Genomic DNA, 26029 nt, shown 5'->3' with positions numbered 1-26029 from the left:
CTCACCGCCGAAGTCGGCGCCACCATCGGCAACGGCGAGATCATCGCCGAGATCAAGGACTGATCATGAGCAGCAGCATCGAGCGGGTCGGCGTCGTCGGCGGTGGCCTGATGGGCTCCGGCATCGCCGAGGTCTGCGCCCGCGCGGGCAAGGACGTCATCGTCGTCGAGTCGAGCACCGCGGCCGTCGAGGCTGCGCGCACCCGGCTCGAGGGCTCGCTGCGCAAGGCCGAGAGCCGCGGCAAGATCGAGTCCGCGGACGCCGTCCTGGAACGGATCACCGTGGTCGACGACCTCGCCGCGCTTGCCGACCGCGACCTCGTGGTCGAGGCGATCGTCGAGGACGAGAAGGCCAAGACCGAGCTCTTCCGCCGCCTCGACGAGGTCGTGACGAGCCCCGACGCGATCCTCGCGTCGAACACCTCGTCCATCCCGATCATGAAGCTCGCGGTCGCCACCCAACGCCCCAGCCACGTGCTCGGCGTCCACTTCTTCAACCCGGTGCCGGTGCTCAAGCTGGTCGAGCTCGTCCCGTCGCTGATGACCGACTCCGAGACCACCGAGCGCGCCCGCGCGTTCGTCCAGGACGACCTCGGCAAGAACGCCATCGACTGCCAGGACCGGGCCGGCTTCGTCGTCAACGCGCTGCTGATCCCGTTCATCCTCTCGGCCATCCGGATGCTCGAGTCGGGCTTCGCCACCGCCGAGGACATCGACCAGGGCCTGGTGCTCGGCGCCGCGCACCCGCAGGGTCCGCTCGCCCTCGCCGACCTGATCGGCCTCGACACCACCAAGGCCGTCGCCGAGTCGCTCTACGAGGAGTTCAAGGAGCCGCTGTACGCCGCCCCGCCGCTGCTCGCGCGGATGGTCGAGGCCGGCCTGCTCGGTCGCAAGACCGGCCGCGGCTTCTATACCTACGGCTGACCGAGGCGGCACTGCCGCTCGTCACGCCAGCGGCGTGCCCAGCACCAGATCGATGTCGTACGCCGTGTCGAGGACCGTGATCGCCCGCGCCCCCATCTGCCCCTCGCGCGCGGCGACGCTGAGGACATACCGGCCGTTGGCCGGACGCGGCATCTCGTAGCGTCCCTCGTGATCGGTGCGCAGCGACCCGACGACCTCGCCCGACTGGCGGGTCAGGACGACGAGCGCGTCGACGAAGGGCGCGCCCTCGGCGTCGATGACGTTGCCGGTGAGGGTGAGCCGGTCCCGCAGCGCGATCGGCGGCAGCGGCGCGGAGTTGTCGAGGTGCATCAGGCGCGAGCGCGGCTGCCAGCCGTCGGCGGTGGTGACCACGAGGTAGTCGCCGGCCTGCGGGATCGCGACCGTGAACCGGCCCTCGGTGTCGGCCTGGCCCCAGTCGACGGCCTCGCCGTGGGGCGTGAGGACGGTGACGACGGCGTACCGGATCGCCCGGGCGCGCGCGTTGACGACCTGCCCCTTGACCACCTGCGCGGCGGCGCCGCCGGTGCGCTCGGCGCCGGAGCGGTCGGCCTCGACGGCGTACTCCCGCATCCGCAGCATCGGCGCACCGAGGACGACGGTCACGGTCGCCGAGCCCGCGGCCAGCCAGAAGATCAGGGTCAGCGCCGACGCCGACGGGAACCCCGTGCCGGCGACCACGGTGACCGACGCGGTCGTGATCGCGGCGGTCAACGCGCTGGCGGTCGAGGTGCCGAGCGAGCGGAGCAGGACGTTGAGGCCGTTGGCCGACGCGGTCTCGGTGACGGGGACGGCGCGCATGATGAGCGTCGGCAGCGCGCTGTAGACCAGCGACGTGCCGATGCCGACGCACACCGAGCCGATCACGACCTGCGCCAGGCTGTCGCTGTAGAACACGCGGCCGAGGTAGGTGACCGCCATGATCGCGGCGCCCGTGATCAGCGTCGTCTGCGGCCCGAGCCGTCGCGTCACCGACGCCGAGACCGGCGCCATCAGGCCGAAGGCGGCGGCGTTGGGCACCATCCACAGGCCCGCCTGCAGCATGTCGAGGCCCAGGCCGTAGCCGGTCGCCTCCGGCATCTGCAGGTACTGCATCGACACCAGCATGTTCACGTACATCGCGAAGCCGGCGAAGATCGACGCGACATTGACGAGCAGGACGGCGCGCCGCGACGCCACCCGTACGTCGACCAGCGGGCGCGGGGTCCGCAGCTCGAGCGGCACCCAGATCACCAGCGTCACCAGTCCGGCCGCGACCAGGCCGAGCGTGGTCGGCGAGGTCCAGCCCCAGTGGCCGCCCTTGGTGAGCGAGATCAGGATCGCGGTCAGCGCCGCCGACAGCAGGATGGCCCCGCGGATGTCGAAGGCGCCGCCGGTGCGCACCGGCGACTCGGGGATGATCGCCCGCGCCCCGAGCATGAGCAGGACGCCGACCGCACCGGTCAGCCAGAAGCAGGCGTGCCAGTCGAGGTGCTCGCTGATCAGTCCGGACAGTGGCAGGCCCGCGCCCGCGCCGATGGCGAGCGTCGCGCTCATCATCGCCACGCCGAGCGGGACCCGGTCGCGCGGCAGCTCGTCCCGCATGATCGCGATGCCGACCGGCACCAGCGCCATCCCGACGCCCTGCAGCGCCCGCGCCGCGATGAGCAGCGGCAGCACCTGGCTCAGCCCGCCGACGAGCGAGCCGGCGACCGAGATCGCCAGTGCGAGCAGCACCATCCGGCGCTTGCCGTACATGTCGGCCAGGCGCGACACGGTCGGCGTCGCGATCGCACCGGTGAGGAGGGTCGCGGTGACCAGCCAGGAGGCGCCGCTGGCCGACGTGTCGAGCAGCCGCGGCAGCTCGGCGAGGAGCGGCAGCAGCAAGGTCTGCTGCAGCGAGACGACGATGCCGCACAGCGACAGCATCACCACGATGAGCGTGGGATTGCCGCGTGTCGGCGCGCTGCCGGTGGTCGGAATGACGGGATCCGGGGCGCTGCGGGTCGGCACGCTGGCCTTTCTCGAGACGGTCCTTGCATCGTAGTGACAACCGCCCCCGGCCCTCACGCGTCGTCTCACCGTGCACAACGCCCCCGCTCCCGGCCGTCCACACCTCACCCGCCGTCGCCTCCTCGCCGGCGGCGCCGCCACCGTGGTCGCGGGCGGCGCGGCGCTCGCCGGGATCGAGGCCGAGGCGCTGCCCGGCAAGGCCTGGCTCTACCACCACCTCGGCCTCGACGGCGCCGACGGCGTCCTGCCCGACCTCACCCCGAGCCCGGTGGCGTACGACACCTTCGACTCGCGCGCCCGCGGCCGCCGGGTCGGGTGGGCGCTCGCCCGCCCCGAGCTCACCACCACGACCTCGTCGGCGCTGCCGCTGGTCGTCGCCCTGCACGGCCGCGGCCAGGACCACCGCAGCGCCTTCCGCGCCGACCGGATGGGTCTCGACCGCTATCTCGCCGACGCCGTCGCCCACGGCGTGCCGCCGTTCGCGATCGCCAGCGTCGACGGCGCCGAGACCTACTGGCACGACCGCGCCGACGGCGACCACGCGGAGACCATGGTCGTCGAGGAGCTGATCCCGCTCATCGCCGAGCACGGCGTCGACACCTCCCGGATCGCCTTCGTCGGCTGGTCGATGGGCGGCTTCGGCGGACTCCACCTCGCGAGCGCGCTCGGCCCGGACCGGGTCGCCGCCGTGGCGGCGCTGTCGCCCGCGCTCTGGCCCCGGTACGACGACACCGCCCCGCACGCCTACGACGACGCCGCCGACTTCGACCGGGTCCGCGTCTGGGGCCGGCAGCGGCTGCTCGACGGAATCGACGTGCGGGTCGACTGCGGGAAGGGCGACCCCTTCTATGCCAACACCCGCGACTACGTCGCCGGCTTCGACCACGCGCCGGCCGGCGGCTTCGAGCTCGGTGACCACGACAGCGGCTACTGGCGCCGGATGGTCCCCGGGGTGCTCCGCTTCATCGGCGGCGCGCTCAGCCCCTGAGCAGGGCCAGCGCCTCGCAGAGGACGAGCAGGCTGGTCGCCACCGACAACGACAGGGTCGCCCGCCCGCCGCGACGCGGCCGCTGTCGGCTCCGCTCGCCGCGCTGCTGTGCGTAGCGCCACCGGCTCTCGACGCTCACCCACAGCGCGACCAGTCCCGCCGCCGCGACGAGGACGGCCGCCACCACACCGAGCCGCCCGATCGTCAGCCGCCCCAGCACGACGGCCGCGACGACGATCGAGAGCGCGGTCCGCTGCCAGCCGAGCAGGGTCCGCTCGTTGGCCAGACCGGTGTCGGGCTCGCTCACCACGGCCTCACAGCGACGCGAGCACCACGAGGACCGCCGCGCCGACCATCCCCAGCGCGATCACCACCCCGAACCCGAACGCGGGCAGCGCCTCGCGTCGTCGTACCGCTCGCTCGGCGGCGGCCCACCGCCACCACGCCATCACCGACGACGACAGCGCCAGCAGCACCATCAGCCCCGCGGTCGCGCGCCGGATCGCGTCGGAGACGTCGAGGTCGACGACGTCGATCGCAACCGCCGCGGCGAGGAACGCCAGCGACGTCCGGATCCACGCGAGGAAGGTGCGCTCGTTGGCGAAGCTGAACCGGTAGTCGGGCTCTTCGCCGGTGCGATACACCCAGCCGGGCCAGCGCTCGTGACTCACAGTGCGCATTCTGCACCCGGGGGCCGGAGGCGGGCGGCCGGTGGCGAGCATCGGAGGGCGCGGGCCGCGAGAACCCACGCCCCCCGACTTTCTCGGGTGATGATCCGGGCGGAGTGGGGATCGCCCGAACCGGATGGATGGCCCGCTGCGCCGGAGCCCAGAGGGGTCGAGCCATCCGCGCCGGGGGGAGAGTCCCGGCAACCTGGGGGAGGCGGGCCCTCGCCCGCCTCGTCGTGAAGGACGATGGACCGGCGATCGGCTCCCCCCCAGAGAGCGTGTGACCGCCGGCCATCGCCTTCACAGACCTGACAATGCAGGCCCCGCTCGCTTACGCGAGAGGTGTTGTCCCGAGCTGGTCACCTCCCAGTGACCGCCGAGAAGCATCATGCGGACGTCGAGCTCGTAGCCGGTGTCGAAGATGGTGCGCACCATCCGCGGACCGACGCGCCCCTCGAACCGCACCGGCCGGACCCGCACCGGGCTGCCCTCGGGCAGCCTCGCCACGTCGGTGTCGCGATAGCTGGCGAGCAGCGCGCGGCTCACCAGGGGCGACAGCCGTCGCAGCCAGGCCTGCCTGCCGCCGTGCCGGTCGGTCAACGCCGCGGAGTAGGCCCGCGCGATCTCGCGCCACCTGCCGACCGCCCGTCGGTCGACCGGCTGGTCCGACTCTTCGGCGGGCGCGACGGGGACGACGGGCGTCGCGCGCGGCGCCGCCGGATGCGCGTCGTCGCCGCGGACCGCGAGCCACACGCACACCGCCGTCAGCACGCCGACCAGCGCCACCAGTACGGCGATCCGGGGCATCGTGCCGCTCATCGCGCCACCGCTAATGCCGGTACGTCGAGCTCGCCGACGAGGTCGCCGACGAGCCGATCCGCCGCGGCGACGCCGCCCGCCGGCCCACCCGCGAGCCAGCCGTCGGCACCGAGGACCGTGACGCTCGGCAGCAGGCCGCCCAGCATCCTCGCCACCACGCCGGTCGGATCGGCGAAGGTGTCGGTGCCATTGCCCCTGCCGGGCCGCGCCACGAACGCGGCCACGACGACGGGCCGGACGATCGCGGCGCCCACCGCCACCCGTGCCAACCAGGCGTCGACCTCGGGCGGCACCGCGCGGCGGCCGTCGACGACGACCAGCACCCTGGCGCCGTCGCGGCACAGGTCGCGCAGGGAGAGCCGCGCCCCCGCCGCGTCGACCAGCGGCGCATCGGGGACCGGCCACCGGACATAGTCGCCCGGCGCCGCGACCAGCGGCTCGACCGGCACCACCGGAGCGCGCGCCGGACCGGGCAGCGCCACCACCAGCAGCACCGCGGCCACCGCCACCACCATCGCGCCGACCACTCCCACGACGCCCGGCGATCGGGCGGCGAGCACGACCACCGCGCCGGCCAGGAGCAGACCGTTGCGGGCCAGCGTCCATCGCGACACACGGCCGCCGGCCTGCCCGTGGCAGCCGCAGCCGCCATCGGAGCCGGAGCGCCACACCCGCACCAGTACGGCGGTGTAGCCCGCCAGCAGCGCCAGCACGGCGATCCCCACGACCACGGCCATCGCTGTGCCGGCGGCGAGCAGGCCCACCGCGAGCAGCACCTCGACCGCGGCCGCCGTCCGCACCAGCACGACCGGGAGCGGCAGCCCGCCGGCCGCCAGCGCGTCGGCGGTCGTCGCCGCGCGGGCGCGCGGCAGCTTCGCGAGACCCGAGGCCAGCAGGGTCACGCTGAGCGCGGCGGCGAGGAGGACGGTCATCACGGCAGCGGGGTCGGACCCGAGACCTTCGTGAGGCTGATCGTGTTCCACGTGCCGACGCGGGCGGTCGCGTAGCAGATCTGGAACCGGCAGGTGCCGAGCGCGACCGGCGGAACGCCGATGCCGTAGAAGATCGCGGTGTAGTTCATGCAGATCTTGGTGATGTGGTGGGCGTTGGTCTGGCCGACGTTGAGCAGGCCGTCGTTGGTCGGGTCCCACGGCCAGCCCGAGATGATGACCGTCTCGCCCGGCACCGTGAGCGGCAGCGCGAGCGGGCTCGGCGTGGTGGCGGTCAGCCCGGCGCCGGTGGTGATGTCGGCGTGGTCGGTGAACGAGAAGGTGTAGCTGTCGGCCCACATCGTCCAGCCGCCCAGCCACCCGTACTGCGACAGGCAGGTGAAGGTCACCGCGCCGCCGACCATGGTCACGTTGGTGGCGTTGATGCCGGTGACGCCGGCGACGGTGGACACTCCCAGCGTCACCGGGACGCTGTAGCAGGTGGCGTCGGGACACACGAAGTGCGAGGCGGCGACGGCCGGAGCCGCAGACCCGAGGACGGTCACCGCGGAGACGGTCGGCACCGCCCAGGCCAGTCCCTTCGCCATCGAGCGACGACTGATGCCCGCGTCCACGTCCACGTCCACGTCCGCCTCCGCGTCGACCGAGAGACCGTCGTCGGCTTGTTGGTGATCCATCCGTCCTCCCGACCTGCCCGCGGCCCCGCTGTCCGGGGCCTCCGACCTGCTGGACCGCCCGGCACTGCGAATCTGACACCGCCACGAGTTCCCATCTGGTTGGCCACGGAGTTGAATCCGGTCATGAATCGGCGGCTGACTCTCGACATCCTCGGCGAAGCCGTCGAGATCGTCGGCCCAGAGCCCGACCTCGCCCGAGTACGACGTCAGTGGGAGCGCTGCCTGACCGACGCACCCGCCGCCCGGACCGTCGAGCTGCTCACCTGGCTCGACGCCGACACCCGTGAGTCGACCCTGGCGTCCGGCCTCAGCCTGCTCGGCATCCAGCTCAACGACGACCGCCTCAACCTCCATGCCGCCGGCCTCAGCGACGCGGCCGGCCGGGTGGTCGCCCTGGTCGCCGAGAGCGGCACCGGCAAGACGACCGCCGCCTGGGTGCTCGGCCGGCAGCTCGGCTATGTCAGCGACGAGTGCGTGTCGGTCGACCCCGACACGCTCGCCGTCCTGCCCTTTCCCAAGCCGCTGTCGCTCGTCACCACCGACGACGCCCCGAAGAGGCAGTGGGGACCCGACGATCTCGGTCTCCGCCACCCACCCGCGTCACTCGGCCTCGCGTCGATCGTGCTGCTCGACCGCACCGCCGCGCCCGGCGAGGCCCGCCTCGAGCCGGTCGCGCTGATCGACGCCGTCCAGTCGCTGGTGCTGCAGACCTCGTCGACCGCCCGGATGACGGCGCCGCTCGCCGCCCTGGCCCGGCTGGTCAACCGGACGGGCGGCTGCCTCCGGCTGCGCTATCACGACATCGCGGACGCCGCCGACCTTCTCGTCGCGCACCTCGCCCACCCCGAGCCCCGCGCCGAGGAGCTCACCCACCTGCCCCTGCCGGACGGCGACGCGATCGTCGTCGGCGACCAGGTGCTGGCGCTGATCGGCGACCGCGTGGTCCGGGGCGCAGGCGCCCAGGAGCTCAGCCGTCGAGATGGTCGGCGACCGGACTGACCGCGGGATAGAGGGGCTCGAGCGCGAAGTCGAGCGTGGAGTCCGCGCCCGCGGACACCAGCTCGTTGCGGCGGATCAGCTCACCGGCCGCCCGGGTGGGGATCGGCCCGGAGAAGGACTGCTCGCCCGTCGCCCGGTCGGTGCAGATCAGCACGCACGGCAGGGAGGACTCGTACTCGTCGACCTCGCAGAGGACGTCGGCGAGAGCCTCCCGGATGACATCGGCCGACATCCGGTGGAAGGGAGGCGTCGGTCCGCTCGAGCCTGCCATGGCCGCCTCCTCCCGTCATCGATCCGTCATCGACCCCGACGTCGACGTCCGTACCCATGAGGACGCGACCGGCCTCAGGAGGTGACACCCGCCGTCCGGCGCCGGGTGGCGGACCGCTCGTAGCCGGCCACCTGAGCGGCGCCGGCGTAGTAGCCGTAGCCGCGGCGCGTCCACCGTCCCGGGCTGATCGCATTGACGACGACGCCGAGCAGCCGGCCGTCGACGGCCTTGAGGTTGCGCAGCGACTGCACCAGCTGGTCACGCGGCAGGCGCGAGGCGCGGCACACCAGCAGCGCGCCGTCGGCGGCCGCGGCGAGCAGCGCGGCGTCGGTGACCGGCAGCAGCGGCGGCGAGTCGATGACCACGAAGCTGTCCTGTGCCAGGTCGGCGATCAGCGACCGCATCCGCGCGGAGCCGACGAGCTCGCTGGGGTTGTGCGGGATCCGCCCCGACGGCACCAGCCGCAGGTTGTCCTCGTCGCCCGGCTGCAGGACGTCGGCGATGCTGACGCTCCCCGCCAGCACCTGGGTGAGGCCGACCGACTCGTCGACGTCGAAGATCGTCTGCAGCGTCGGCCGGCGCAGGTCGGCGTCGACGAGCACGACCCGGTCGCCACCACGGGCGATCACCCGCGCCAGGTTGGCCGCGACCGTCGTCTTGCCCTCCCCCGCGACCGAGCTCGTCACGACGATCGCCCGCGGTGGGTCGTCGACCGACACGAACCGTAGGTTGGTCCGCATCTGGCGGAACGCCTCGGCGGCCTGGCGGGAGCCACGGTCGCCCACGCGGCGATGCGCCTCGGCCAGCGGCTTGGTCATCGGGACCGCGCCGAGAGCGTTCACCCCCGCGATCTCCTCGATCCGGTCCATCGACCGCAGCCGGGTGTCGGTGCGCTGCCGGAACAGGCCCCACAGCAGCGCGAGGACCAGCCCGGCGACCAGCCCCAGCGGGTACATCCGCTTGCGCACCGGATAGCTCGGCGAGGTCGGCAGGCCGGCCGGCTCGACCGGCTCGATCCGCACCAGGCCGGCCGAGGTCGCGCGCTTGCCCTGGATCGCGCGCACCTGCGCGGCCGCCGCCACGACCGTGGCGTTCGCGATGTCGCGGGCCAGCCGTGGGTCGCCGGCCCGCGCCCGCACGATGACCGTCGCCGTGTCGGTCGGCAGGGTCGCGACCAGGCTGCCCATCAGCTGCTCGGGCGTCTCGTCGAGCTGCAGCTGATCGATCACCTGCTGCGCGACGGTGCGGCTGGTGAAGAGCATCAGGTACGACTTCGCCATCGACTGCGCGAGCACCGACCCGGAGTAGCTGTCGGCGATCGACTCGCTGCCGGTCGCCATCACCAGCCCCGACGCCGACGAGGTGTACTCGCGCTCGCGCGTCTCGGTCCACACCCCGACGGCGAACACCGTGCAGACCACGATCACCACCATGCCGAGCCAACGCTGACGGATCAGGGCGAGGAACTCCTCGATGTCCATGTGGTGGTGAGCCTCCAGGCAGGCGGGGGTCGGCGTCCGGGCGCAGCGGCGCCGTCCCTAGGGAGGACCGGCGGCGGAGCCGTTCGTGACAGGCTCGTCCTCGAGCAGCCCGGCGTCCCGCAGCGCCGCCAGCGCCCCGCGAACCGACGGCGCGACCTCGTCGTCCGCCGCGCCCAGCAGCGTCGCGAGGACGGCGACCACCACGTCGTCGGCGGGCGGCGGGCCGGAGTCGGCGGGCCGGGCGGCCTCCCACACCAGCGCCGCGGTGGCGTTGAGCAGCCGGACGACACCGGTGTCGAGCCGCGCGACCCACAGGTCGTCGCCGTCGCGACGCACGGCGATCCGCGCGGCGCCGTCCGTCGCCGGAGCGGCGCGCACGGGCGCGGGCGCGGCGTCGCGGACCGGCATCACCGCCGCCGCACTGGTCGCGTCCGGCAGGTGCGGCGCCGTCGCGCGCACCGCGGGCCGGGCGAGCAGCCGGGTCAGATCACGCAGCCCGACCAGCCACCGCACCGACCAGGCCCGCACCAATGCACCGCCCGCGAGCGGGCCGCGGGCACGGGCCGACATCACCGCACGGTCCGGGAGCACGGCCGCGCGCAGCAGGGCCGCGCGATGGCGGAGCCCGCGCGCCGCGCCGATCCGGCCCAGCCACAGCCGGACGCCGGCGCCGTCGGCCACCCCCACCGGCGGAGGTACGGCGCGCAGCCACGACGTCGCCATCGCCGCGGCCTCGGGCGGGCACTCCAGCCGCGTCGCCCAGTCGGCCACGGCCCGGATCTCGCGCTGCTCGAGCAGCCCGCACAGCTGGTCGACGTCGTCGCGCGCACGCAGCGAGCCCATCCCCCGGGCGGCGTGCAGCAGCACGACCAGCGCATGCGCCCCCGTCGCCGGCACGGCGAGCCGCCACCCCGCGACGTCCTGCTCCTCGCGCTGGGCCCACAGCTCCTCGAACGCCGGCGCCGGCTCGAGCCCGATGCCGGGGAACCGGTGGTGGACGTCGACCGAGCAGCCCCATGCCGGGTGGGTGAGCACGGCCGCATGGCGGTAGCGCCGCGCGGAGGAGGATATCTCGTCGGCGACCCAGCCGGCGCGCTCGAGCTCGCGGATCAGCCGGCCCACCTCGCCGGGCGACGACCAGACGTCGACGTCGACCGGACGCCGTCCGACCAGGCCGAGCTGCCGGGCCGCGAGCACGCCCTTGATGTGCAGGACCCGCACCTGCGCGGCGTCCGCCGCCCGCTGCACGAGGCAGTGCACGAACTCGAGCCGGACCGCCATCGGCAGCGTCGGCGACGCCTCCGACTCGGCTGTCATGACTCCCCTCCCGAGCGGTCCCACTGGTGGACGAGGCATTCGCGGCCTCGCCGTGGAGGACTCGTGCAGCACAGGAAGGTGACGCGCTCCATGTACCTGATCACCGGAGGCGCCGGGTTCATCGGCAGCCATCTGGCCCATCGGCTCCTCAACGTGGGCCACCGGGTGCGGATCGTCGACGACCTCAGCACCGGTCGCCGCGACAACCTCGCCGGGATCGCCGACGAGGTCGAGCTGGTCGAGGGCGACATCCGCGACCCGGAGCTGATGGCCGCCGCCTGCCGGGGCGTCGACGTCGTCCTGCACCAGGCCGCGCTGCCGAGCGTCCCGCGCTCGGTCGCCGACCCGCGCGCGTCGCTCGACGCCAACGTGATGGGCACGCTCAACGTGCTGGAGAGCGCCCGCGACGCGGGTGTGCGCCGGGTGGTCCAGGCCAGCTCGTCGTCGGTCTACGGCGACACTCCGGTGCTGCCCAAGACCACCGCGATGCGCCCGCAGCCGCGCTCGCCGTACGCGGTCGCGAAGCTGGCGGCCGAGACCCTCGGCCAGGCGTTCACCGCGAGCTACGGCCTCGAGGTCGTGGCGCTGCGCTACTTCAACGTCTTCGGCCCCCGCCAGGACCCGGACTCCGCCTACGCGGCGGTGATCCCGCGCTTCATCGCGGCGGTGCGCGACGACCGGGACGTCACGATCCACGGCGACGGCGAGCAGTCGCGCGACTTCACCTATGTCGACAATGTCGTCGACGCCAACCTCCGCGCCGCCCGCGCCGAGGGCGCCGGCGGCCAGGTGTTCAATGTCGCCACCGGCCAGGCCGTCTCGGTCAACGCGATGCTGGCGACGATCTGCGGTCAGCTCGGCCGCCCGGCCCGCGTCGTGCACGAGCCGCCGCGCGTCGGCGACGTCCGCGACTCCCTCGCCGACTGGGCGCCGGCGGCCGAGGTCCTCGGCTATGCGCCGGCCGTCGGCTTCGAGGAGGGCATCCGCCGGACCATCGCCAGCCTCCTCGCTGCTCCTCCCTCTCTCATCCCCCACCGGGCCTGATCTCGCCCAAAAGAGTGATCCCCCGACCCGCCTGCGCCCCGGAGGCTGCAGGCGGTCGCGCCGTGCGGCCGCTTCAGCACCCCCGGAGAGAGAACGTGGCCGCACCTTCCGAGAACGTCCCGGACACCGCTCTGCTCGACGCCACCCGGCGCGGCGACGAGGCCGGGTTCGCGGCGCTCTACGAGCGCTACACCGCCACCGCCCGCAAGGTCGCCCATCGCGCCGGCGTCCGGCCCTCCGACCTCGACGACGTCGTGGCCGACACCTGGGCCCGCCTGCTGCGCGCGATCCGCGGCGGGCGTGGCCCGACCGACAACTTCCCGGGCTATCTCGCGACCACGATCCGACGGGTCGCCTGGGCGCACAGCCAGCACCACGCGACCGTCGTGCTGCCCGACAACGAGGCGACCCTCGACGGGGTGTGGCACGACGAGCTGCCCGAGTCGATCGTCGACACCGACCTGGGCCGCGCGCTCCGCGACCTGCCGCCGTCCTGGCTCGAGGTGATCTGGCGAGTCGAGGTCATCGGCGAGAAGGTCGCGGCGATCGCCGAGGAGCAGGGCCGCTCGGCCAACTCGGTCAGCGCGACCGCGAGCCGCGCCCGGCGGCGGCTGCGCGACCTGCTCGACGGCGCGGGCGGGAACCTCGCGGGCGTCGCTTGATGCCCGCCGCGACGTCCCTGACCCCGATCCTGCTGTCGCCCCCCGACGTCGGCCCCGCCGAGCGCGCGGCGCTGCTGCGGGCCTTCGACTCCGGCTGGCTGGCGCCTCTCGGCCCCGAGGTCGACGCCTTCGAGGCCGAGGTCGCCGCGGCCACCGGACGCCGGCACGCGGTCGCCCTGTCGAGCGGTACGGCGGCCCTGCACCTCGCGCTCCTCGACCTCGGCGTCGGCCCCGGCGATGAGGTGGTCGCGCCGACCTTCACCTTCGCGGCCAGCGTCAACCCGATCCGCTACTGCGGCGCGACACCGCTCCTCGTCGACGCCGAGCCCGACACCTGGGGCCTCGACCCCGCGCTCCTCGCCGACCTCCTCGACGAACGGGCCCGCGCCGGCCGACTCCCGCGGGCGATCGTCGCGGTCGACCTCTACGGCAACGTCTGCGACCACCGACGCCTCACCGACGTCGCGGCCCGCTACGACATCCCGATCGTCGAGGACGCCGCCGAGGCCCTCGGCGCCACCGCCGCCGACGGCCGCCCGGCCGGGTCGCTCGGAGCAGCGGCGCTGGTCTCCTTCAACGGCAACAAGATCATCACCACCAGCGGCGGCGGGATGCTGGTGACCGACGACGACCTCGTCGCCGAGCGCGCCCGCAACCGCGCCAGCCAGGCCCGGCTTCCGGTGGCGCACTACGAGCACGTCGAGATCGGCTACAACTACCGCCTCAGCAACCTGCTCGCCGCCGTCGGCCGCGCCCAGCTCGCCGGTCTCGACGCCAAGGTCGCGCGGCGGCGCGCCATCGGCGAGCGCTACCGCGCCGCCCTCGGCGACCTGCCCGGCGTCTCCTTCGGCCCCCACGACCGGATCGGCCGCGGCAACGGCTGGCTCAGCGTCGTCCTGCTCGACCCCGCGACCGGTACGACGCCCGAGCGGCTCCGACTCGCCCTCCAGCGCGCCGGCATCGAGGCCCGCCCGGTCTGGAAGCCGATGCACCGCCAGCCCGTCCACGCCTTCTGCGCGGCGGTCCTCAACGGCACATCCGACGACGCCTTCGCCCGCGGGCTCTGCCTGCCGAGCGGGTCCTCGCTCACCGACGCACAGGTCGAGCGCGTGGTCGACGCGATCCGCGACCACCTCGACGACCGGGCCGGGTCCGGCCGATGAGCGCGGAGTGGAGCTACCGGCTCCGCGACCTCGTCCTGACCCTGGTGCTGCTCGTCGTCGCGGTGCCGCTGATGCTGGCGATCGCGCTCCTGCTGTTGGTGACCCAGGGGCAGCCGGTGCTCTTCGTCCAGGAGCGGCCGGGGCGCTACGGGCGGCCGTTCCCACTGGTGAAGTTCCGGACCATGCGCCCGGCCGACCCCTCCTCCGCGCTGTCCGCGCCCGGCGACGACGACGCACAGCGGATCACCCGTATCGGCCGGGTGCTGCGCGCGTCCTCGCTCGACGAGCTGCCCGAGCTGGTCAGCGTGCTGCGCGGGCACATGACGTTGGTCGGGCCGCGGCCGCTGCTGCCCGAGTACCTCGACCACTACACCGGCGTGCAGCACCTGCGCCACCAGATCCGGCCCGGGCTCACCGGGCTGGCGCAGGTGTCCGGCCGCAACGGGCTCGACTGGCCCGACAAGCTGGCGCTCGACGTCGCCTACGTCCGCCGCCGCTCCCACCGGCTCGACCTGCTGATCCTGCTCCGCACGATCGGCACCGTCCTCGACCGACGCGCGACCAGTCACGCCGGGCACGCCACGATGCCCCGCTGGGACGGGCGCGCCGGGCGTCAACGCACCTGACGCTGCCCCGGCAGGGTGTCGGTGTGGTTGCCCTCCAGCCAGTCGACGAGGGCGCCCTCGCCGAGCGAGCGCAGCATCGACGCGGTCCGCGGCAGGTCGAGGGTCACCACGCTCGCGCCGGCGATGGTCGGCGTGCCGGTGACCGGGACCGTCGCGAAGGTCAGGTCGCCGGGCCGCAGCCCACGCGAGTCGAGCGCGAGCCCGCGGATCGTGCCCGCGTCGAGACCGTCGTCGACCGCGATCGTGCTCGCCAGCTGGTGGGTGAGCCTCAGCAGCCGGACCGGGTTGGCGACGGTGCCGGTCCGGACCAGCCCGGCGAGCAGTGCCCGCAGGAAGTTCTGCTGGCGCTGCACCCGGTCGAGGTCACCGCGCAGCAGGGCGTGCCGCTCGCGGACGTAGGCGAGCGCCTCGCGGCCGTCGAGATGCCGCCTCGACCCGTCCACGTAGACGTCGACGCCGCCGACGATGTCGGTGATCCGCGCCAGGCCGCGGAAGTCGACGACGACCACGTGGTCGATGCGGATCCCGCCGAGGTCCTCGACGGTACGTGCGAGCAGCTGCGGGCCGCCGTAGGAGAAGGCGGCGTTGATCTTGGTGCGGCGGTGGCCGGCCACGTCGACGTACGAGTCGCGGGGGATCGAGACCAGCTGCGCCGTACGGCGGTCGGCCGGGAGGTGCAGCACGATGATGGCGTCGCTACGGAAGGCGCCCTGCGGCCAGACCTTGCCGGCCAGCGCCTTCTCGACCGTGGGCCCTCTGCCGCTGCCGTCCGGGTCGTCGACGCCCGCGATCAGGATGTTCAGCGCGTCGCCCGCGGCCGCGGCAGGCCGGCCCGGCCGGTCCAGGTCGAGCGGGAAGCGCGGGATGTTGCGCAGCTGCTGGTTCGTGTAGAGCACCAGCGCCCCCACGACGACGGCCAGGACGAGCGTGGTGCCGATCAGGATCCGCAGTGCCGTGTTGCGCGGCCGGCGGCTCACAGCCGGTGCGCCTCGGCGCTCGTCGTCCGGCCGCGGGTGTCGAAGAAGAGGGCAGCGTGCCGGACCAGCTCATCGACGTCGTAGGCGTGGTGGGCCTGGACCAGCACCACCAGGTCGGCCGCCGCCACCGCGTCGAACAGGTCGTCGGCGCGCGTGACGGGCACCCCCGGATCCCAGTCGACCACCCGCGGGTCGTGGTAGCCGACCTCGGCGCCGAGGCCGTGCAGGTGCCGCGCCAGCGGTACGGCGGGCGACTCGCGCTGGTCGGAGATGTCGGGCTTGTAGGTGACGCCGAGCAGCAGCACCCGCGCGCCGTAGGCGGCCTGGCCGTGGTCGTTGAGCAGGTCCTGCACGCGCCGGGCGACGTACGACGGCATGGTCGCGTTGATCTCCTGCGCCAGCTCGACGAACCGGAACGGGTAGCCGAGCCGCGAGCGGACGCTGTGGGAGAGGTAGTTGGGGTCGATCGGGATGCAGTGGCCACCGACGCCCGGCCCGGGGAAGAAGGCCTCGAAGCCGAACGGCTTGGTCGCGGCGCAGCGGATCGCGTCCCACAGGTCGATGCCGAGCTCGTGGCAGAAGCGCGCCATCTCGTTGACCAGCGCGATGTTGATGTGCCGGTAGGTGTTCTCGAGCAGCTTGGCGGTCTCGGCCTCCCGCGTGCCGGACGCCGTCACGACCCGCTCGACGAGCTTGCCGTAGAAGGCGGCGGCCCGGTCGGTGCAGCGCGGGGTGAGGCCGCCGACGATCTTGGGCGTGTTCGCGAGGCCCCACTCCGGGTTGCCGGGGTCGATCCGCTCGGGCGAGAAGGCGAGGTGGAAGTCGTCGCCGGCGACCAGGCCGCTCGCCTCCTCGAGCAGGGGGCGGACCACCTCGTCCGTCGTACCGGGATAGGTGGTGCTCTCCAGCACCACCAGCTGCCCGGGGCGCAGGTGGCGGCCGATCGCCGCCACCGCCGACCGGACGGCGCTCAGGTCGGGTCCGCCGGCCTCGCCCAGCGGCGTCGGGACGCACACCACGACGGCCTCCGCACCCGCGATGGCGGCCTCGTCGGCCGTCGCGACGAACCCCGCGGCGAGCATCGCCGCGACCTCGGCGTCGGCGATGTCGTCGACATGGCTGCGGCCGGCGTTGAGTCCGGCGACGACGGCAGGGGAGACGTCGAGGCCGCCCACCCGGAGGCCGGCGCGGGCGGCCTCCTGCGCGAGCGGGAGACCGACATAGCCGAGGCCGAGCACGAGCAGGTCGAGCCGATGGGTGTCCACGCCTGAACGGACCGAGGCGGGCACCGACCCTGACGCCGGGTGCTCAGCTCGGCTCGTCGAGCCAGCCGGCGCCGCGCGCGACCGCCGCCGCCTCGCCAGTGCGCTCGACGCCGAGCTTCTGGCGGATCGAGCGCAGATGGGTCTTGATGGTGTTGAGGGAGACGTAGAGCTCGCGCGCCATCTGCGCCTGGCTCGCGCCGGCGTTGACCATCGCGAGCACCTGCCGCTCCCGCTCGGTGAGCGGCGACGGCGTGGGATCGGACACCGCCGCGGCGATCCGGTCGAGCGGCTCGGTCACGGCGACGGGCTCAGGCCCCTGGACGACGAGCGGCGCCAGGGCGGCCGGATCGGCCAGTCGGGCGCGGACGAAGTCGAGGACCTGCCGCGCCCAGCGGTCATGGGGCCGCGCGGCCACGGCGCGCTCGACGAGCACCGCCACCGCGGCCGGATCGTGCATCGCGAACAGCCGCAGCGCGCCGGACGGCTCGGCCGCGCCGATCGCCCGGCGCATGCTCTGGTCGGCGAGGACGTGCTGGCCGGTCTGCTCCAGCAAGATCGCCTCCATCACGCAGGAGACGGGGAAGGTGAGTCCGGTGTGCCGGACCTGGCCGCCGGTGATCGGGGCGAGGGCGGCGAGCGCCGCCGCGTTCTCGCCCAGCGCGAGCAGATGGGTCGCCCGGACGAGCAGCGCCTCGCCCGGAGCGCCGGCCCGGGTCAGGTCGGTGACCCGCTCGTGGGCACGCTGCTCGTCGCCGCTGATGGACGCCAGGTAGGCGTCGGTGACGAGCGGGCGATAGCGCCACACGCCCATCTCGGCGAAGCGCGGCTCGGCGAGGATGTGGTGCAGGCGGCTGCGCGCCGAGCGGATGTCGCCGCCCGCGAGGTCGGCCGTGGCCAGCACGTGGCCGGCCACGATGCTCACCACCCGGTCGAAGGCGAAGCGCGGCGTCTGCGCGCGGATCCGGTCGAGCACCGCGGGGTCCATCGCCTGACCCTGGTAGTGCCGCGCCCACTGGAGGACGACGTGCGCCACGAAGCGGACGAAGACGGTCGGCTCCTCCGCCCCGTTGACCGTCGTCCCCCCCGGCACCTCGAGCGCCGCGCGCGCGTGCCGCATCGCCGAGCCGAGATCGCCCGCGGGCACGTGCAGCAGTGCCATCCGCGCGTAGCAGGCGCTCTCGAGCACGGTGAGGCCGAACATCACCGCCAGCGAGCGAGCCGAGCTCAGGTACTCGAGGGCGTCGGCGACGACGGCCGGCTCACCGGCGTCGGGTCCGGCCATCAACCCGGCCGCGAGCGAGTAGAGCACCATCAGCCGACGCTGAGTGTCGAGCGGATAGGCCCCGTCGGCGGACACCAGCTGCCGGCCCACCGCGACGGCGACCTGGTCGAGGTGCTGCTCGAGCCAGGACACCCAGATCCGGGCCCCGACCAGGTCGGCGACCGCGTCGGCCTCGGGGCCGGTGGCGTGGGCGGGGAGCTCGAGGTCGAGTGTGCGCAGCGAGGCCGCCAGGACCATGGCCTCCCGCAGCCGTCCGGTCTGGGCGAGCGCCAGGGCGACCCGGGCCGCCAGGGGATGGTCGGGCGCCAGGTCGACGTCGTCGTGCTGCTCGAGGAAGGCCATCGCCTCGCGCATCGCCGGTCCGCCGATCAGCGGCGCCCAGGCCCGCGTCGTCACCGCGTCATCCACCTCCCGCTCTCCCCCTGAACCTCGGGCGTGCCCGACGCCTGACATCTCCTAGACCCCGGGTGTGTCCGGGCATGACGCGACTCGACGTCCCGCGCGCCTCGCTCAGGGACCGAAGGTGAGCGAGGTCGTGTTGTTGGCGGTGACCGGATCGACGACGCCCGGCGCCTGCGTCACGGTGGCCGTCAGCTCGGCCGTGCCGAGCGGGAAGACACCGAGCACCAGCGCGTCGGACGCCGACTCGCCACCGAGCCAGGTGCACTCGACCGTCGTCGACGGCACCAGGTCGGCCGGGTCGAGGACTCCGTCGATCGTGCCCGGGCAGCGCCACGCGCCCGTCTGCCGACTGGGCCGACCGAGCAGGTTGGTGATGCTGACGCTCACGACGACGCCGGGACGCAGGTTGGTCACCGGGATCTCGAGACGGGTCATCACGCCGGGCTTGGTGACGCTGGCCTGCCCCAGGCCGACGTCGGGCGAGATGCCGGCCGGGGTGGTCGGCATCGTCGGGGTCGGCGGCGTGACCGGCGGCGTGACCGGCGGCGTGACCGGGGGCGCCGCAGCGGGCGGCGTCACCGGAGCCGGGCTCTGCGCCGACCAGTGCCGCGGCTTCGCGGGCTTCGGCCGCGCGATGGCCGTCGGGCTCGCCGACGGCAGCGCGACGACCGGAGGCGCGGGCCGCCGCACCCGCGGGGCGACGGTGGGCCGGGGGAGTCGCGGGCTCGGCCGGTGGACGGGCACGTCGGGCACCGTCGCGGACGACGACGGGAGCGCCTGGGCGAGCGGCGCCGGGAGGTCGTCGCCCGAGACCAGCAGCGGCAGCGCGAGCGCCGCGCCGCAGACCGCGGCCGCGACGGCCGCCGTCAGCCCGGCCTTGCCCGCGGCGACGGTGCCGCCGAGCGAGGTGGACGACGAGGTCGTCGTACCGCTGCCGGAGGCGAGGCCGCCCCAGAAGCCGGGCGCGGCGAAGAGGCCGGCGCCGAGCACGATCGGCAGCAGCAGCGCGCCGAGCCGGTCGTTGACGTCGTCGAGGTGGGCGAGGGCCGCGATGCAGTGGGGGCAGCCGTCGAGGTGGGCCTCGAGGCCGGGGCGCTTGCGCCGGTCGAGGGTGCCGCGGGCGTAGGCCGGGAGCAGGTCGGCCCACAGCCGGCACGAGTTGCTGCCGACGCGCGCGAGGTGCTCGGCCAGGAACGCCTGGCGCAGGCCCTCGCGGGCGCGGAAGCCGAGCGCGGCGACTGCATTGGGCTTGATGCCGAGGTGGACCGCGACCTCGTGGTGGGGCAGGCCCTCGACCGCGGTGTACCAGAGCACCGCCTGCCAGCGCTCGGGCAGCGAGCGGTAGGCGGCCGCGACGGCGCCGTTGTCGAAGCGCTGGTCGAGGTCGTCGAGGGCGGTGAGCGCGTCGAGCGGGGGCAGGGTCTCGTAGTCGTCGACCAGGTCGTAGCGCCGCTCGGTGCGGACCGTGTTGCTCCAGATGCTCCGGATCGAGGTCAGCAGGTAGGAGCGGAAGGAGACCGTCGGGCCGAGGTCGCGCTGCAGCGCGTCGAGGACCCGCGCGAACGCCTCGGCCACCAGGTCGTCGGCATGGCTCGGGCCGGCCAGGCGGCCGGCGAAGGCGGCGGCCGCTCCGCGGTGGCGCTCGAAGAGGCGGGCGTACGCGTCGGCGTCTCCGGCGCGGACCCGGCTCACCAGGACGGGGTCGCCGTCCAGGATCGGGTCAACCAGCTGTGCGGTCATGCTGCTCCAACGACGCTCGGGACCCCAGGAATCCCCTGATGGTCACAACGGACTATGAGAACTGGTCGGTCGGTCCCGGAGCAAGCTGCGCAACGCCTCCCCCGAGCCGAGCCCGGCCATCCACTTGTGGACACCGCTGCGACGGTTCACTTACGCGCATCGCCGGATATTTCTTCTCCGGGCCTCGCGCGCGGGGAATCCCGCGGGCCGGTCCGGACAGCCGTGTCGGCGCGTAAGGAAAACGCCCGCCCCGTGTCCACAGAGGTGTCGGGTGTCCGGAGGGAGGACACCCCCCCCGCACGCCTCGGAGGTCTCGTGTTCGACGCAGCTGCTGATCCACACGACCCGGCGGTCCGATGATGGCGCGTCCGCGCACCCGATGGTTCCGCACCGTGGACGACGTCCGCCCGGGGGTCGTCGTCCCGGCGCGGGGGCTCCGGCTCGCCGACGCCCTCGTCCACCGCGAGGCGGTCGAGGAGAACGCGGCCGACTTCGGCGTCGCCTACGCCGAGGACGGCCAGGGCCTCGACGTCTGCCTCGCCGAGCTCGACGACACCTTCCTCGCCGTCCTCGACGAACCCCCGCCGCCGCGCGTCGTGCGCCGGGTCGCGCTGGCGTGGGCCGACGCGCTCCAGAACCGCTACAACGAGCATGGCTGCGAGGACCCGATGACCGGACTCAACAGCATCCACCACCTCCAGTCCCAGGTCGCAGCGCTCTATCACGCGGCCGGCGACGGCTGGCTCGCCGACACCGACATCGCGCGCACCTATGCGCTGGTCGTGGTCGAGATGTCCGGCACCCGCGACGACGTCGACCCCGGCTTCGGCGCCCTCGAGGGGGCACTGCGCCGGGCCAGTGCCGCCGAGCTCATCCGGCAGCGGATGCCGACCTGCGACCAGGTCGCCGAGCTCAGCCCACGGCGGCTGGTCGCGCTGGCGCGACGCACCGACGGGCTCGACCGCAGCCTGGCCGACGCGGTCCGGATGATGAGCCAGCGGCTCCAGCTCTCCCCCAGCGGCGGCACCTGCCGCGGCTGGACCGAGGCGCTGCCGATGAGCCCGCAGAGCGCGCGACACCTGCTCGACGAGCTCGCCCGCTGAGCCCTGCGGCACAATCCGTAGGCGTGCTGCTGCGCCACGTCACCGGATCGATCGCCGACTTCCACGCCCGCACGATCCCCGACGACCTCGCGGTCGCCGAGGTCTGGTCCTTCGAGCCGAGCCATCCCGCGCTCGTGCTGGGCAGCGCCCAGGACCACACGGTCGCCGACGCGGCCGCCACGACGGCCCGCCACGTCGACGTCGTCCGGCGGCGCAGCGGCGGCGGCGCCGTCTTCGTCCACCCCGCCCGGTCGGTGTGGCTCGACGTGGTGCTACCGCGCCACGACCCGCACTGGAGCGACGACGTCCGCGAGGCGACGTACTGGCTCGGGGAGGCGTGGCAGCGCGCGCTCGCGACCCTGGGCGTGAGCTCGGAGCTCTACCGCGGCGGGCTCGAGCAGACGCCGTGGGGCCGGCTGGTCTGCTTCGCCGCGCTCGGCCCCGGCGAGGTGCTCGTCGACGATTCCAAGCTGGTCGGCATCTCGCAGCGACGGACCAAGGCGGGCGCGCGCTTCCAGTGCATCGCCTACGACGCCTGGGACCCCTACGACGTCCTCGACCTGCTCGACCTCTCCCCCGCCGACCGGAGCGCCGCGGGGGCCGACCTGACCGACCGCGCGACCGGCGTCGGCCCGCGCCTCGCCGAGCTGCGGACCGCGATCCTCGCCGAGCTGGTCGACTGACCCATGCACTGAGAGCATAGGTGCCATGGAGCTGGACACGATCCGCGCATTCCTGGCCGTGGCCGACGGCAGCACCGTCACCGAGACCGCCGACCTGGTCCACCGCACCCAGCCCGCCGTCTCCCGGGCCCTGGCCCGGCTCGAGCGGGAGGTCGGCACACCGCTCTTCCAGCGGGTCGGCCGCGGCCTGGTGCTCACCCCGGCCGGGCGCGAGCTCGCTCGCCACGCGCGCGACACCCTCGACTCCTACGAGCGCGGCATCCGCTCGGTGCAGGACATCACCGCCCCCGACGGCGGCTTCGTCCCGGTCGCCTTCCTGCACACCCTCGGCACCTGGCTGGTGCCCGAGCTGATCCGGCAGTTCCGCGCCGAGCGTCCCCACGTCCGCTTCGACCTGCGCCAGCACGGCGACGCCGGGCTCATCGACGACCTGCTCGGCGGCGTCGTCGATCTCGCCATCACCGGCGACCGGCCGCGACTGGCCCAGCTGGAGAGCCGCCGGCTCTTCCTCGAGCCGCTGGGACTGGTCGTGCCGCCCGACCACCGGCTCGCCGGCCGCCGTACGGCGCGCCTGGGCGATGTCGCCGACGAGCAGTTCATCGTGCTCAAGCACGGCTTCAGCCTGCGGGCGGTGACCGAGGACCTGTGCGGCCAGGTGGGCTTCGCACCGCGGATCGGGTTCGAGGGCGAGGAGGTCGAGACCCTCCGCGGCCTGGTCTCGGCCGGTCTCGGCGTGGCGCTGCTGCCCGAGCCGCGCCGCGGCGCGTCCCCGATCGCGCCGTCGCTGCGGGTCACCGACGTGCGCGCGTCGCGCGAGATCGGGCTGGCCTGGGTCCGCGACCGCGCCCTCCCGCCGGCGTCGGTGCACTTCCGCGAGCACGCGCTGGAGATGAGCCGCCGAATCCATGTCTCTGATGCATGATTCATGCCTGAACTAGTCATTGGACGCATGGCGATCCGCACCGGAGGATGGTGACGCCCATCACCGACGCCGAAGGACTCGCCCGATGACCGACATCGACCCTGCCGAGACACAGGAGTGGCGCGACGCGCTCGCCGCCGTCCTGGAGTTCGAGGGCGAGGCGCGGACCAAGTACCTCCTCGACCAGGTGCTCGAGGAGGCCCAGCGGCTGGGGTCGCGGGTGCCGTTCGTCGCCACCACGCCGTACGTCAACACGGTCGCGACCGCCGACGAGCCGCAGCACCCGGGCGACCGCGCCGTCGAGCACCGGATCCGGTCCGCGATCCGCTGGAACGCGCTGGCCATGGTGCTGCGCGCCAACAAGGACTCCACCGAGCTCGGCGGTCACCTCGCCAGCTTCCAGTCCGCGGCGACCCTCTACGACGTGGGCTTCCAGCACTTCTGGCACGCCCCGAGCGAGAAGCACGGCGGCGACCTGGTCTACGTCCAGGGCCACCTCTCCCCCGGCATCTACGCCCGCGCCTTCCTCGAGGGCCGGCTCACCGAGGCCCAGCTCGACAGCTTCCGCCAGGAGACCGGCGGCAACGGCCTCTCGTCGTACCCCCACCCGTGGCTGATGCCCGACTTCTGGCAGTTCCCGACGGTCTCCATGGGCCTCGGCCCGCTGATGGCGATCTACCAGGCGCGCTTCCTCAAGTACCTCCACGCCCGCGGGCTGGCCGACACCGCCGGCCGCAAGGTGTGGGCCTTCCTCGGCGACGGCGAGACCGACGAGCCCGAGTCGCTCGGCGCGATCTCGATGGCCGCGCGCGAGAAGCTCGACAACCTGGTCTTCGTCGTCAACTGCAACCTGCAGCGCCTCGACGGCCCGGTGCGCGGCAACGGCAAGATCATCCAGGAGCTCGAGGGCGTCTTCCGCGGCGCCGGCTGGAACGTCATCAAGGTGATCTGGGGCTCCACCTGGGACGAGCTGCTGGCCAAGGACACCACCGGCGCGCTCAAGCGCCGGATGATGGAGTGCGTCGACGGCGAGTACCAGACCTTCAAGTCCAAGGACGGCGCCTACGTCCGCGAGCACTTCTTCGGCGTCGACCCCGAGCTCGCCCAGATGGTCGCGGGCTGGAGCGACGACGAGATCTGGCGGCTCACCCGCGGCGGCCACGACCCGCAGAAGGTCTACGCCGCCTATGCGGCGGCCGACGCGCATACCGGCACCCCCACGGTCATCCTGGCCAAGACGGTCAAGGGCTACGGCCTCGGCGCCGCCGGCGAGGCGATGAACATCAGCCACCAGGCCAAGAAGGTCGCCGAGCCCGCGCTGCGCGCCTTCCGCGACCGCTTCGACATCCCGGTCGCCGACGAGCACCTGCTCGACCTGCCCTACGTCTCCTTCGCCGACGGCTCGCCCGAGCACGCCTACCTGCACGCGCGGCGCGAGGAGCTCGGCGGCTACCTGCCCGCCCGACGCCGTACGTCGGACGCGCTCGCCGTCCCCGGTGTCGACACCTTCTCCGCCCAGCTCGCCGGCTCCAACGGCCGCGCGATCTCGACGACGATGGCGTTCGTGCAGATCCTCACCAAGCTGCTGCGCGACCCCGAGGTCGGCAAGCGGGTGGTGCCGATCGTCCCCGACGAGGCGCGCACCTTCGGCATGGAGGGCCTGTTCCGCCAGGTCGGGATCTTCTCGCAGAGCGGCCAGCTCTACACGCCCGAGGACGCCGACCAGCTGATGTTCTACAAGGAGGACGCCAGCGGGCAGATCCTCCAGGAGGGCATCAACGAGGCCGGCGCCATGTCGTCGTGGATCGCCGCGGCGACGTCGTACTCGAGCAGCGACACGGCGATGATCCCGTTCTACATCTACTACTCGATGTTCGGCTTCCAGCGGATCGGCGACCTGGCCTGGGCCGCCGGCGACATGCGCGCCCGCGGCTTCCTGCTCGGCGGCACCGCCGGCCGCACCACGCTCAACGGCGAGGGCCTGCAGCACGAGGACGGCCACAGCCACCTGCAGGCGGCGACGATCCCCAACTGCGTCGCCTACGACCCGACGTACGCCTACGAGCTGGCGGTCATCGTGGCCGACGGCCTGCGCCGGATGTACGCCGAGCAGGAGGACGTCTTCTACTACCTGACCCTGATGAACGAGAACTACGAGCACCCGGCGATGCCCGAGGGCGCCGCCGAGGGGATCATCAAGGGGATGTACCTGCTGCAGCCCGGCAAGGGCCGCGGCGCCGCGAAGGTCGACCTGCTCGGCTCGGGCACGATCCTGCGCGAGGTGCTGGCCGCGGCCGAGCTGCTCGCGAAGGACTTCAAGATCAAGGCCGACGTGTGGAGCGTCCCCAGCTTCACCGAGCTGCGCCGCGACGGTCTGGCGACCGAGCGGTGGAACACGCTGCACCCGCTCGAGGAGCCGCGCACGTCGTACGTCGCGCAGTGCCTGGGCGAGCGGAAGGGCCCGGTCGTCGCGGCCACCGACTACATGAAGTCCTACGCCGACCAGATCCGCGCCTTCGTTCCGGGCAGCTACACCGCGCTCGGCACCGATGGCTTCGGCCGCTCCGACTACCGCCGCAACCTGCGCCGCCACTTCGAGGTCGACCGCCACTTCATCGCGGTGACCGCCCTGCGCCGGCTCGCCGACGAGGGCGTGGTGAGCGCCGACGTCGTCGCGGAGGCCATCGAGAAGTACGGCATCGACCCCGACCGGCCCGACCCGGCCCACGCGTGAGGACAGCAAGCATGGAGAGCCGCATGGACATTCAGGTTCCGGACATCGGGGACTTCGCCGACGTACCCGTCATCGAGGTGCTCGTCAGCCCCGGCAGCGTCGTACGGGCGGAGGACCCGCTCATCACGCTCGAGACCGACAAGGCCACGATGGAGGTGCCCTCGCCGGTCGACGGCACCATCGTGTCGCTGTCGGTGAAGGTCGGCGACACCGTCAGCCAGGGCAGCGTCATCGCGATCGCGGAGAGTGCCGCTCCCGCCGAGGAGGCCGCCCCGGCGGCGCCCGTCGCCGAGGCGCCCGCGGCGCCCGCGGCGCCCGCGGCG

At 73.7% G+C, this 26029-nt stretch carries 25 protein-coding genes; 12 read left to right on the top strand and 13 right to left on the bottom strand.

Going from position 1 to position 26029, the window contains the following annotated elements; all coding sequences use genetic code 11:
• The first annotated feature begins 65 nt into the window (after window positions 1-65).
• Window positions 66-923, top strand: coding sequence for a 3-hydroxybutyryl-CoA dehydrogenase (locus tag AB4880_RS18565; protein ID WP_367920714.1), 858 nt, complete (start codon window positions 66-68; stop codon window positions 921-923).
• Between the two features lie 21 nt (window positions 924-944).
• Here the strand turns inward: AB4880_RS18565 and AB4880_RS18560 are convergent, their stop codons facing one another.
• Window positions 945-2933 (bottom strand): MFS transporter, encoded by a 1989-nt coding sequence (locus AB4880_RS18560; RefSeq protein ID WP_367920713.1) that lies wholly within the window; start codon window positions 2931-2933, stop codon window positions 945-947.
• A 70-nt stretch (window positions 2934-3003) separates the two neighbouring features.
• Here AB4880_RS18560 and AB4880_RS18555 point away from each other — a divergent pair, with 70 nt between their 5' ends.
• Window positions 3004-3921 carry an alpha/beta hydrolase gene (locus AB4880_RS18555; RefSeq protein ID WP_367920712.1) on the top strand — a complete coding sequence of 306 codons (918 nt, stop codon included), beginning with the start codon at window positions 3004-3006 and terminating at the stop codon, window positions 3919-3921.
• Here the strand turns inward: AB4880_RS18555 and AB4880_RS18550 are convergent.
• The 5 genes from AB4880_RS18550 to AB4880_RS18530 form a co-directional block, all read right to left on the bottom strand.
• Window positions 3911-4228 (bottom strand): DUF202 domain-containing protein, encoded by a 318-nt coding sequence (locus AB4880_RS18550; protein WP_367920711.1) that lies wholly within the window; start codon window positions 4226-4228, stop codon window positions 3911-3913. The genes AB4880_RS18555 and AB4880_RS18550 overlap by 11 nt on opposite strands.
• 7 nt (window positions 4229-4235) lie before the next feature.
• Complete coding sequence (locus AB4880_RS18545) at window positions 4236-4592, bottom strand: YidH family protein (protein ID WP_367920710.1); 357 nt, start codon at window positions 4590-4592, stop codon at window positions 4236-4238.
• Window positions 4593-4889: 297 nt separating this feature from the next.
• Complete coding sequence (locus AB4880_RS18540; protein ID WP_367920709.1) at window positions 4890-5408, bottom strand: hypothetical protein; 519 nt, start codon at window positions 5406-5408, stop codon at window positions 4890-4892.
• A complete protein-coding gene (locus AB4880_RS18535; protein WP_367920708.1) occupies window positions 5405-6340 on the bottom strand; it encodes a MauE/DoxX family redox-associated membrane protein in 936 nt (311 codons plus the stop codon). Before AB4880_RS18535 ends, AB4880_RS18540 begins: the two co-directional genes overlap by 4 nt.
• Complete coding sequence (locus AB4880_RS18530) at window positions 6340-6984, bottom strand: hypothetical protein (RefSeq protein WP_367920707.1); 645 nt, start codon at window positions 6982-6984, stop codon at window positions 6340-6342. The genes AB4880_RS18535 and AB4880_RS18530 overlap by 1 nt, the downstream gene beginning before the upstream one ends.
• Window positions 6985-7158: 174 nt before the next feature.
• On the opposite strand from AB4880_RS18530, the gene AB4880_RS18525 reads away from it, so the two are divergent.
• Window positions 7159-8034, top strand: coding sequence for an ATP-binding protein (locus AB4880_RS18525; protein ID WP_367920706.1), 876 nt, complete (start codon window positions 7159-7161; stop codon window positions 8032-8034).
• On the opposite strand, the gene AB4880_RS18520 is transcribed toward AB4880_RS18525, so the two are convergent.
• The 3 genes from AB4880_RS18520 to AB4880_RS18510 form a co-directional block, all read right to left on the bottom strand.
• Entirely contained in the window at window positions 8003-8305 is a 303-nt protein-coding gene (locus tag AB4880_RS18520; protein ID WP_367920705.1) for a hypothetical protein, read from the bottom strand. The two genes, AB4880_RS18525 and AB4880_RS18520, sit on opposite strands and share 32 nt — an antisense overlap.
• 74 nt (window positions 8306-8379) lie before the next feature.
• Complete coding sequence (locus AB4880_RS18515; protein WP_367920704.1) at window positions 8380-9786, bottom strand: tyrosine-protein kinase domain-containing protein; 1407 nt, start codon at window positions 9784-9786, stop codon at window positions 8380-8382.
• Between the two features lie 57 nt (window positions 9787-9843).
• A complete protein-coding gene (locus tag AB4880_RS18510; RefSeq protein ID WP_367920703.1) occupies window positions 9844-11103 on the bottom strand; it encodes a nucleotidyltransferase family protein in 1260 nt (419 codons plus the stop codon).
• 90 nt (window positions 11104-11193) lie between these two features.
• Between AB4880_RS18510 and AB4880_RS18505 the strand changes: the two genes are divergently transcribed.
• The 4 genes from AB4880_RS18505 (at window position 11194) to AB4880_RS18490 (ending at window position 14598) form a co-directional block, all read left to right on the top strand.
• The gene (locus tag AB4880_RS18505; RefSeq protein WP_367920702.1) at window positions 11194-12147 is read left to right on the top strand and encodes an SDR family oxidoreductase; all 954 of its coding nucleotides are present in this window, start codon (window positions 11194-11196) and stop codon (window positions 12145-12147) included.
• A gap of 95 nt (window positions 12148-12242) precedes the next feature.
• A complete protein-coding gene (locus AB4880_RS18500) occupies window positions 12243-12809 on the top strand; it encodes an RNA polymerase sigma factor (protein WP_367920701.1) in 567 nt (188 codons plus the stop codon).
• Window positions 12809-13972 carry a DegT/DnrJ/EryC1/StrS family aminotransferase gene (locus AB4880_RS18495; RefSeq protein WP_367920700.1) on the top strand — a complete coding sequence of 388 codons (1164 nt, stop codon included), beginning with the start codon at window positions 12809-12811 and terminating at the stop codon, window positions 13970-13972. The genes AB4880_RS18500 and AB4880_RS18495 overlap by 1 nt, the downstream gene beginning before the upstream one ends.
• Window positions 13969-14598: a sugar transferase gene (locus AB4880_RS18490; RefSeq protein WP_367920699.1), complete on the top strand. Its 630-nt coding sequence runs from the start codon at window positions 13969-13971 to the stop codon at window positions 14596-14598. The genes AB4880_RS18495 and AB4880_RS18490 overlap by 4 nt, the downstream gene beginning before the upstream one ends.
• Here AB4880_RS18490 and AB4880_RS18485 read toward each other — a convergent pair.
• From AB4880_RS18485 to AB4880_RS18470, 4 genes are all read right to left on the bottom strand, one after another.
• Complete coding sequence (locus AB4880_RS18485; protein WP_367920698.1) at window positions 14586-15575, bottom strand: LCP family protein; 990 nt, start codon at window positions 15573-15575, stop codon at window positions 14586-14588. The two genes, AB4880_RS18490 and AB4880_RS18485, sit on opposite strands and share 13 nt — an antisense overlap.
• Entirely contained in the window at window positions 15572-16840 is a 1269-nt protein-coding gene (locus AB4880_RS18480) for a nucleotide sugar dehydrogenase (RefSeq protein WP_367920697.1), read from the bottom strand. The genes AB4880_RS18485 and AB4880_RS18480 overlap by 4 nt, the downstream gene beginning before the upstream one ends.
• 43 nt (window positions 16841-16883) lie before the next feature.
• Complete coding sequence (locus tag AB4880_RS18475) at window positions 16884-18518, bottom strand: helix-turn-helix transcriptional regulator (protein ID WP_367920696.1); 1635 nt, start codon at window positions 18516-18518, stop codon at window positions 16884-16886.
• Window positions 18519-18632: 114 nt separating this feature from the next.
• Window positions 18633-20264: a sigma-70 family RNA polymerase sigma factor gene (locus AB4880_RS18470; protein ID WP_367920695.1), complete on the bottom strand. Its 1632-nt coding sequence runs from the start codon at window positions 20262-20264 to the stop codon at window positions 18633-18635.
• Between the two features lie 392 nt (window positions 20265-20656).
• Between AB4880_RS18470 and AB4880_RS18465 the strand changes: the two genes are divergently transcribed.
• The 5 genes from AB4880_RS18465 to AB4880_RS18445 form a co-directional block, all read left to right on the top strand.
• Window positions 20657-21367, top strand: a complete 711-nt coding sequence (locus AB4880_RS18465; RefSeq protein ID WP_367920694.1) for a hypothetical protein — start codon at window positions 20657-20659, stop codon at window positions 21365-21367.
• A 23-nt stretch (window positions 21368-21390) separates the two neighbouring features.
• A complete protein-coding gene (locus AB4880_RS18460) occupies window positions 21391-22050 on the top strand; it encodes a lipoyl protein ligase domain-containing protein (RefSeq protein WP_367920693.1) in 660 nt (219 codons plus the stop codon).
• Window positions 22051-22075: 25 nt separating this feature from the next.
• Window positions 22076-22972 carry a LysR family transcriptional regulator gene (locus tag AB4880_RS18455; RefSeq protein ID WP_367920692.1) on the top strand — a complete coding sequence of 299 codons (897 nt, stop codon included), beginning with the start codon at window positions 22076-22078 and terminating at the stop codon, window positions 22970-22972.
• Between the two features lie 85 nt (window positions 22973-23057).
• Window positions 23058-25706, top strand: a complete 2649-nt coding sequence (aceE, locus tag AB4880_RS18450; RefSeq protein ID WP_367920691.1) for a pyruvate dehydrogenase (acetyl-transferring), homodimeric type — start codon at window positions 23058-23060, stop codon at window positions 25704-25706.
• Window positions 25707-25729: 23 nt separating this feature from the next.
• The coding region (locus AB4880_RS18445) for a biotin/lipoyl-containing protein (RefSeq protein ID WP_367920690.1) at window positions 25730-26029 on the top strand (300 nt) is incomplete at its 3' end.

The organism is Nocardioides ginsengisoli (genome assembly GCF_039537225.1).
In the GTDB taxonomy this organism is placed as follows: domain Bacteria; phylum Actinomycetota; class Actinomycetes; order Propionibacteriales; family Nocardioidaceae; genus Nocardioides; species Nocardioides ginsengisoli.
Note: the sequence above shows the minus strand (reverse complement) of the source record. Positions and strands in the feature narration are given on the sequence as shown.

Excerpts from the sequence above, each read along its gene's own strand:
- aceE (WP_367920691.1), top strand. The coding sequence starts at position 23,058 with ATGACCGACATCGACCCTGCCGAGACACAGGAGTGGCGCGACGCGCTC.
- AB4880_RS18525 (WP_367920706.1), top strand. The coding sequence starts at position 7,159 with ATGAATCGGCGGCTGACTCTCGACATCCTCGGCGAAGCCGTCGAGATC.
- AB4880_RS18520 (WP_367920705.1), bottom strand. The coding sequence starts at position 8,305 with ATGGCAGGCTCGAGCGGACCGACGCCTCCCTTCCACCGGATGTCGGCC.
- AB4880_RS18515 (WP_367920704.1), bottom strand. The coding sequence starts at position 9,786 with ATGGACATCGAGGAGTTCCTCGCCCTGATCCGTCAGCGTTGGCTCGGC.
- AB4880_RS18455 (WP_367920692.1), top strand. The coding sequence starts at position 22,076 with ATGGAGCTGGACACGATCCGCGCATTCCTGGCCGTGGCCGACGGCAGC.
- AB4880_RS18540 (WP_367920709.1), bottom strand. The coding sequence starts at position 5,408 with ATGAGCGGCACGATGCCCCGGATCGCCGTACTGGTGGCGCTGGTCGGC.
- AB4880_RS18510 (WP_367920703.1), bottom strand. The coding sequence starts at position 11,103 with ATGACAGCCGAGTCGGAGGCGTCGCCGACGCTGCCGATGGCGGTCCGG.
- AB4880_RS18505 (WP_367920702.1), top strand. The coding sequence starts at position 11,194 with ATGTACCTGATCACCGGAGGCGCCGGGTTCATCGGCAGCCATCTGGCC.
- AB4880_RS18565 (WP_367920714.1), top strand. The coding sequence starts at position 66 with ATGAGCAGCAGCATCGAGCGGGTCGGCGTCGTCGGCGGTGGCCTGATG.
- AB4880_RS18490 (WP_367920699.1), top strand. The coding sequence starts at position 13,969 with ATGAGCGCGGAGTGGAGCTACCGGCTCCGCGACCTCGTCCTGACCCTG.
- AB4880_RS18495 (WP_367920700.1), top strand. The coding sequence starts at position 12,809 with ATGCCCGCCGCGACGTCCCTGACCCCGATCCTGCTGTCGCCCCCCGAC.
- AB4880_RS18535 (WP_367920708.1), bottom strand. The coding sequence starts at position 6,340 with ATGACCGTCCTCCTCGCCGCCGCGCTCAGCGTGACCCTGCTGGCCTCG.
- AB4880_RS18470 (WP_367920695.1), bottom strand. The coding sequence starts at position 20,264 with ATGACCGCACAGCTGGTTGACCCGATCCTGGACGGCGACCCCGTCCTG.